Annotated in this window: 7 protein-coding genes; all 7 read left to right on the top strand. The window is 68.3% G+C overall.

Going from position 1 to position 7,801, the window contains the following annotated elements:
• Positions 1-944, top strand: a 944-nt coding sequence (locus VFX99_RS00945) for a zinc-dependent alcohol dehydrogenase (protein WP_329664446.1), incomplete at its 5' end; no start/stop codon positions are given.
• Entirely contained in the window at positions 941-2,476 is a 1,536-nt protein-coding gene (locus VFX99_RS00940) for a sugar ABC transporter ATP-binding protein (protein WP_329664445.1), read from the top strand. The genes VFX99_RS00945 and VFX99_RS00940, both read left to right, overlap by 4 nt.
• Positions 2,460-3,455 (top strand): ABC transporter permease, encoded by a 996-nt coding sequence (locus VFX99_RS00935; protein WP_329664444.1) that lies wholly within the window; start codon positions 2,460-2,462, stop codon positions 3,453-3,455. Before VFX99_RS00940 ends, VFX99_RS00935 begins: the two co-directional genes overlap by 17 nt.
• A gap of 79 nt (positions 3,456-3,534) precedes the next feature.
• On the top strand, positions 3,535-4,533 hold the full coding sequence (locus VFX99_RS00930) for a sugar ABC transporter substrate-binding protein (RefSeq protein WP_329664443.1): 999 nt from the start codon (positions 3,535-3,537) through the stop codon (positions 4,531-4,533).
• Positions 4,534-4,629: 96 nt separating this feature from the next.
• Positions 4,630-5,412: an SDR family NAD(P)-dependent oxidoreductase gene (locus tag VFX99_RS00925; protein ID WP_329664442.1), complete on the top strand. Its 783-nt coding sequence runs from the start codon at positions 4,630-4,632 to the stop codon at positions 5,410-5,412.
• Between the two features lie 27 nt (positions 5,413-5,439).
• A complete protein-coding gene (locus tag VFX99_RS00920) occupies positions 5,440-6,354 on the top strand; it encodes a sugar phosphate isomerase/epimerase family protein (RefSeq protein WP_329664441.1) in 915 nt (304 codons plus the stop codon).
• Positions 6,351-7,801: aldehyde dehydrogenase family protein (locus VFX99_RS00915; RefSeq protein ID WP_329664440.1), on the top strand; the 1,451-nt coding region annotated here is incomplete at its 3' end. The genes VFX99_RS00920 and VFX99_RS00915, both read left to right, overlap by 4 nt.

Below are 7,801 nucleotides of genomic sequence, written 5' to 3'. Positions count from 1 at the left end.
TCGCGTATGCCGCCATCTGCGGCTCTGACCCCCACCTCGCGGAGGGCTTTTTCGGCACCGACGTGCCGATCGGGCTGGGCCACGAGATCTCCGGAGTCATCGAGGAGCTCGGCGATGCCGCGCACCGCAACGGACTGCAGGTAGGCGACCGCGTCGCGGGCAACTTCCTGCGCTTCTGCGGCACGTGCCGCTCGTGCCAGGAGGGCAAGCAGCAGTTCTGCGAGCACATCCAGGACTACAACCGCCCCGGCATGGCCGAGACCATCACATGGCACGAGTCGCAGGTCTACCGCCTGCCCGACGACGTGACGCTGCTGAAGGGATGCCTGCTGGAGCCGACGTCGGTGGCGGTGCGGATCGCGGACAAGACCGGCATCAAGGTCGGCGACCGCGTGGTGGTCTGCGGCGGCGGCCCGATCGGGCAGCTCGCGCTGCAGGTGATGAAGCGGTACGGCGCGACGTCGCTGACGATGATCGAGCCGATCGCCGAGCGCCGCGAGATGGCCCTGCGCCACGGCGCCGAGTTCGTGATCGACCCGATCGCCGAGAACCAGTACGAGCGCGCCGACGACATCACCGGCGGCCGCGGCTACGACGTGGTCATCGACGCGTCCGGATCGTCGCGGGCGGTGAAAGGACTGCTGGACATCGCCGCCAAGGGCGCGACCGTGGTCTACGGGGCGATGTACCCGGCCGACTTCGAGATGCCGCTGAACCTCTCCGACTACCTGTATCTGAAGGAGCTCACGCTCACCGGCGTGTTCGTCTCGCCGTACGCGTTCCCTCGCGCGCTGCAGATCCTGCCCCACCTCGAGCTCGACGAGATGACCCAGGCGGTCTTCCCCCTCGAGCAGGCGACCGAGGCGTTCGAGGTCCACGTCAGCGGCGCGTATCCGAAGGTCATCATCCGCTGCAACGACATCGATGAGGAGGGCGCATCATGACCGCGGCGGATCCGATGGTGACCACAGCGCCCGCGCTGGAAGCGCGCGACATCGTGAAGCGGTTCGACGGGGTGCACGCGCTCAACGGCGCCCAGCTGTCGGTGCGGCCGGGCGAGATCCACGCGCTCCTCGGCGAGAACGGCGCCGGCAAGTCGACGCTGATCAAGGTGCTCACCGGCATCTATGCGCCGGATGCCGGGACGCTCTGGAGAAATGGCGAAGAGGTCGAGTTCCACAACGTCCGCGTGGCCAACCGCGCCGGCATCGTCGCCCTCTACCAGGAGCTGTCGATCATTCCGACGCTCAGCGTCGCCGAGAACATCCTCCTCGGTGAGCAGACGCCCTCGCGTGGCGGTGTCGTGCAGTGGCGAGCCCTGCGCCGCCGCGCGCGGGAGCAGTTGGATCGCATGCACCAGAGGATCCCGCTCGGCAAGCTCGCCGGCGAGCTGTCGCCGGTTCAGCAGACCATGGTCGCATTCGCGCGCGCCCTCGCCACGGACGCCCGCGTCCTCATCCTGGACGAGCCGACGGCCTCGCTGACCGACACCGAGATCATCGAGCTCTTCGCCGTGCTGCGCAGTCTGCGCGCCGAAGGGGTCGCCATCCTGTATGTCTCGCATCGTCTCGAGGAGGTCTTCGAGCTGTGCGATCGCCTGACGGTCATGCGCAACGGCGAGACCATCATCACCAAAGACGTCGCCGATTCGAACATCGACGAGGTGATCTCCAACATGGTCGGCCGGCCCGGCGGGGAGCTCTACCCGGAGCGCACCACGGTGACCGCCGAGGTCGCCCTCACGGTCGACAAGCTGGATGGTCGCCGGGTGAAGGACGTCTCCTTCACCGCGTACAAGGGCGAGGTCCTCGGCATCGGCGGCCTGGCAGGCTCGGGGCGCAGCGAGCTGATGCGCATCCTGTCCGGCGCACAGAAGCACTCCGCCGGTACCATCACGGTCGGAAGCACGACGCTGCCGCATTCTCCGGGGGTGGGGAGGGCATTGGATGCCGGAATCGCCCTCGTTCCGGAGGAACGCCGCGCGCAGGGCGTGATCCTCGGGACGACGATCCGCGACAACATCGCGCTGGCGAACATCCCGACGGTCAGCTCCTTCGGCCTGGTCTCGGGGGCGCGGATCTCCGACATCGTCCAGAAGGGCATGGCCGACCTGCAGATCAAGGCGCGCAGCCAGCGGCAGGCGGTGGGCGAGCTCTCCGGCGGCAACCAACAGAAGGTCGTGCTGGCGAAGATGCTGGCCCGCAAGCCCAAGGTCCTGCTGATGGACGAGCCGACGCGCGGCATCGACGTCGGCACGAAGGCGGAGATCTACCGCCTGATCCGAGAGCTCGCGGCCGGCGGCACGACCGTGGTCGCGGTCAGCTCGGAGCTTCCCGAGCTCATCGGCATGAGCGACCGCGTGCTCATCATGCACGAAGGGCGCATCTCGGGTGAGGTTCGCGCCGACGAAGCGGACGAAGAGGTTCTGCTGGCGTACTGCTACGGAAAGGCTGATTCAGATGACATCGACGCGTAACCCCGGGCTGGAGGACACGACGAACGTCCTGGCCGTCCCCCGCCGTTCGGTTGGTCAGACGCTTCTGGCGTCGGGCACGGTGCTGGCGCTCGTGGTGCTGATCATCTTCTTCTTCGCGATGCGGCCGGACGTCTTCCTCAGCTTCACGAATGTCCGCAACATCCTGTATCAGGTGGCGATCCTGGCGATCATCGCGGGCGCTCAGACGATCGTCATGGTGGTCGGCGACTTCGATCTGTCCGTCGCGGCGACCTCCGCCCTCGCGGGTGCGGTGGCCGCATCCATGATGCTGAACGGCGTCCCCGTGGCGCCGGCCATCCTGGCCGCGCTCGTGGTCGGACTTCTGATCGGGCTGATCAACGGGGCGCTCGTGGCATACCTGAACCTCTCGGCCTTCGTGGCGACGCTGGCGACGCTGACCTCGGTCACGGGCCTCGCCTTCCTGGTGACCGATGGAACCACCCTGTTCAACCTCCCGCCGGAGTTCAACTTCCTGGGACAGGGACGCTTCCTCGAGATCCCGATGCCCGTCTTCATCGCCATCGCCATCTCGTTGATCCTGTGGTTCGTCCTTCGATTCACGACCCTCGGGCGCCGCTGGTACGCGATCGGAGGGAACGCGGAGGTCTCGCGGCTCTCGGGTGTGAACGTCCGCCGCGCACGGCTGCTCGCCTTCACCGTCGCAGGACTGGTCTCGGCGATCGGAGGCATCCTGCTCGCCGCGCGCCTCGGCAGTGCGAGCGCGGTCCAGGGCGAGGACAACCTGCTGTTCTCCGTCGCCGCCGTCTTCCTCGGTATGACCATCGTCCGATCCGGTGCGGCGAACATCGTCGGCACGATGGTCGGCGTCGCGATCATCGGCGTGATGAGCAACGGCCTGAACATCCTCGGTGTCAACGCCTACGTGCAGCAGGTGGTCACGGGCTTGATCATCATCGCCGCGGTCACGCTCTCGTCGTTCAAGAACAGGGAGCGGTAGCGAGCCTTTCCCAAACCGGGGGGTCCAACCCGCCCGGTCTTCCAATTCGCAACAGCGATCACAACAAAGGAGTGGATTCATGCGAACGAGATACAAGGCCCTTGCGGTCGTCGCCGCGGCGGCACTGGCGCTGACGGGCTGCTCATCGGGCGGCAGCGGCGGCGGTGGCGGTGGTGACACGGGCGGCACGGACGAGCCGTTCAAGGTCATCGCCTTCACGTCGGGCAACCAGACCCCGATCGGTGCGTGGTGGGTCAAGGCCGTGCAGGAGCAGGCCGACGAGCTCGGCTGGGACCTGACGATGATCCAGGGCGACTTCGACTTCCAGAAGATGAACCCGGCAGTCGAGAGCGCGATCGGCCAGGGCGCCGACGCCATCTTCGACGGCTACACGGATGTCGCATCGATCGGCTCGATCGTCACCGCCGCGAAGGATGCCGAGATCCCCATCTTCGCGATGGACTCCGGCACCGAGCCGACGGATGCATTCGCCATCAACATCACCACTGACCAGCAGGGCATCGTCGACCAGACCGTCGGCGAGTTCGAAGAGGCGCTGGGAGGCCTCGAGGGCAAGAACATCATGGTGATCGGCCACGACCCGCACCCCGGCATCCGCCTGCGTGCGGGCCTCGCGCAGGAGGCCTTCGAAGAGGCCGGCGCGACGATCGCGGGCGGGGAGATCCAGAAGGTCACCTCCCCCGCAACCGGTCGCACCGAGGCGCTCGCCCTGGTCGCGGACTACCTCTCGGCCAACCCGGACGGCCTCGACGGCGTGTGGGTCGGATGGGACGACGCGGCACTCGGCGCCGCGCAGGCCATCACCGAGGCGGGTTCCAGCGCCAAGGTCACGGGCGTCGACGCGACGAGCGAGGCCATCGCCGGCATCCAGGCCGGTGGCGCCTTCCTCGCCACCGTCGAGCAGCCCTGGCCGTCGATCCTCGACTCCGTGATGGAGGCGCTGCTCGCCTACCAGGAGGACGGCACGCTCCCGTCGGAGAACTTCGAGGCCGTCGCCACGACGCTGGTCACCGAGGCCAACGCCGCCGACATCACGCCGTCGGACCAGTTGGAGTAGTTCCGGCTCAATCCATCGCTGTGGGGCGGGAACGCCCGCCCCACGGCACCACCCTCCGCCGTGCAGCCCCCCTCACCATCACAAGAAAGTTCCCTCATGCGTTTAGAAGGCAAAGTCGCCCTGATCACCGGCGGCGCCAGCGGAATCGGCCGGGCCACCGTGGAGAAGTTCGTCCGCGAGGGCGCGAAGGTGCTGATCGTCGACATCAACCTCAGCAACGCCGAGAAGGCCGTCGCCGAGATCGACGGGCTCGGATTCGAGGGCGCCACCGCGGCGGCGCAAGCCGACGTGTCGGTGTACGCCGACGTCGAGGCCGCGGTGCAGCGCGCGGTGGAGGTGTTCGGCAAGCTCGACGTCATCTTCAACAACGCCGGCATCGCGGGCGGCAAGCCACTGCTCGACCACGATCCCGAGGTCGACTACGCGCCGATGATCCGCGTCGACCAGGACGGCGTGTACTACGGCATCCTCGCTGCGGGCAGGCAGTTCCGCGACCAGGGCACCGGCGGGGTCATCATCAGCACCTCGTCGATCTACGGTGAGCAGGCCGCCGAGCTCGCCTTCACGTACAGCGCGGCGAAGGCGGCGGTGATCTCGTTCACCCGCTCGGCGGCATACGAGCTCGCCGAGTACGGCGTCCGCGCGGTGGCCATCACGCCCGGCCGTGTGGGCACGCCGATCATCAACCAGTTCAGCGAAGAGCTGAAGAGCACCTTCGCCTCGGAGCAGCTGCGCAACAAGATGACCCAGCCGGAGGAGATCGCGAATGTGGTCGCCTTCCTCGCCTCCGACGAGTCGAACGTGATCAACGGGACCGTCGTCCACGTCGACGACGGCTACTCGGTCTTCAAGCAGCGTCTCGATCTGCCGACGTTCTAGGCTCCGAGCCGCGCAGAGGAGACTCGCATGACCCAGGGATCCCCGCCCCCGACCGACCTCGATGTGGCATGCCACATCAACGTCGTGCTCCCGGACGCATCGCCGGGGAACCTGCCCGCGGCGCTGGACACTCTGGCATCGCTCGGCTACTCCCGTGTCGTGCTGCCGCCGCTCGACCCGTCGGCGACGGATGCCGCAGCTCTGCGCAGCGCGATCGCCGCGAGCGGGCTGGTTCCCATCACGATCGCGGGCGGACAGTCAGCAGGCGCCGACGTGTCGTCGGCGGATGCCGACGAAAGAGCTGCCGGCGCGGCCCAGCTGCGCAGCATCGTCGACCTGACCGTCGCCCTCGGCGGCGATCAGATGAACGGCGTCCCGTACGGCGCGTTCGGCCCCCCGAACGGCTCGACGTCGCCAGACGCCTTCGTCCGCTCGGCGCGTGAAGTCGGTCGGATCGCCGACTACGCACACGACAACGGCATCATGATGACCTTCGAAGTGCTCAACCGCTACGAGACATCCCTGGTCAACACTGCGGACCAGGCCATGGAGTTCGCCGCGCTCAGCGAATCCGACCACCTGCGCATCCACCTCGACACGTTCCACATGGCCATCGAGGAGGCCGACATCGCGGAGGCGATCCGCATCGCGCTGCCCCGACTCGCGTACCTGGAGCTCGGTCAATCCGGCCGCGGTCCGCTCAGCACCGGCACCGTCGACGTGGCAGGCGTGGTCCGTTCCGCCCTCGACGACGGATATCGAGGCCGCTGGGGCATCGAGGCGTTCTCGCGCTCGGTCCTGCCGACCGGGGTGGCCGACATGCTGGCGATCTGGCGCACGCCCTACGACAACGGATTCGAGCTCGCCGCCGACGCTATGCGTGTGATCGAGCGGGGCCGGTCCGAGAGCATCCCACCCCACGACGAGAGGACACGAGCATGAGCACGGTAACCGAGACCACCGGGAACCTGATCGACCCGGCCGCATTCGCAGGCAAGATCCACATCGACGGCGAGTGGGTCGTCGGAGGCGGGGGCGAGATCGCGTCGCTCGAGCCGGCCACCGGCGAGACCCTGGCGATGGTGGGCATCGCCGACGCGGCGGACGTCGCGCGCGCGGCGCAGGGCGCTGCCCGTGCCCAGAAGGAGTGGGCCGCGCTCCCACATCCCGCCCGTGCCGCGGTCCTTCGCAAGGCGGGTCAGCTGTGGGAGCAGTACGCCGACGAGATCGGCGGCTGGAACATCCGCGAGGTCGGTGCGATCCCCCCGCTGGCGGGCTTCGCCCTGCACGTGACCGCGGCGGAGTGCTACGAAGCATCCGCTCTTCCGTCATCGCCGCTCGGATCGATCCTTTCCAGCGAAGAGCCGCGCCTCTCGCTCGCTCAGCAGGTGCCCGTCGGCGTGGTCGGCGTCATCTCGCCGTTCAACGTGCCGCTCATCCTCGGCATCCGAGCCGTCGCCCCGGCTCTCGCCCTCGGCAACGCGGTGCTGCTCAAGCCCGATCCGCGCACGGTCATCACCGGTGGCGTGTCGATGGTGCGCGTCTTCGAGGAGGCCGGGCTGCCGGCCGGCGTGCTGCAGCTCGTCCCGGGCGGGGCCGACGTCGGCGAGGCCATGGTCGCCGACCCGAACGTGCGCGTGATCGCGTTCACCGGGTCGACCCGCGCCGGTCGCGCCGTCGGCGAGATCGCCGGTCGTCACCTCACGCGCGCCCACCTCGAGCTCGGCGGCAACTCGGCGTACATCATCCGCGCCGACGCCGACGTCGACAAGGCCGTGAACCTCGCGACCTGGGGTTCGTTCCTTCATCAGGGCCAGATCTGCATGACCGTGGGGCGGCACATCGTGCACGAGTCGCTGTTCGACGAGTACGTCGAGAAGCTCGCCGCGAAGGCCGACTCGATGCACGTCGGCGACCCCGCTGCCGGCCCCGCGCACCTCGGACCTCTGATCGACGACGTGCAGCGCGACCGCGTGCACACACTCGTCCAGGATGCCGTGGCGCAGGGCGCGCAGCTGCGCGCGGGTGGCACGTACGACCAGCTCTTCTACCGGCCGACGGTGCTCGCGAACACTCCGCTGGACGCGGCAGCGTACTGCGAGGAGGTCTTCGGTCCGGTCGCCTCGGTCGTCCCGTACACGACCGACGACGAGGCCGTCGAACTCGCTTCCGGCGACTACGGCCTTTCGCTGGGCATCGTCACGGCCGACGTCATGGCGGGGCTCGAGCTGGCCAAGCGCATCCCGACGGGCATCGTGCACATCAACGATCAGACGGTCAACGACGAGGCCAATGCGCCGTTCGGCGGCGTCGGCGCGTCCGGCACCGGGTCGCGCCACGGCGGTGCGCAGGCGAACATCGACGCGTTCACCGAGACGCGCTGGATCAC

Source organism: Microbacterium sp., assembly GCF_036277215.1.
Lineage (GTDB): Bacteria > Actinomycetota > Actinomycetes > Actinomycetales > Microbacteriaceae > Microbacterium.
Note: the sequence above shows the minus strand (reverse complement) of the source record. Positions and strands in the feature narration are given on the sequence as shown.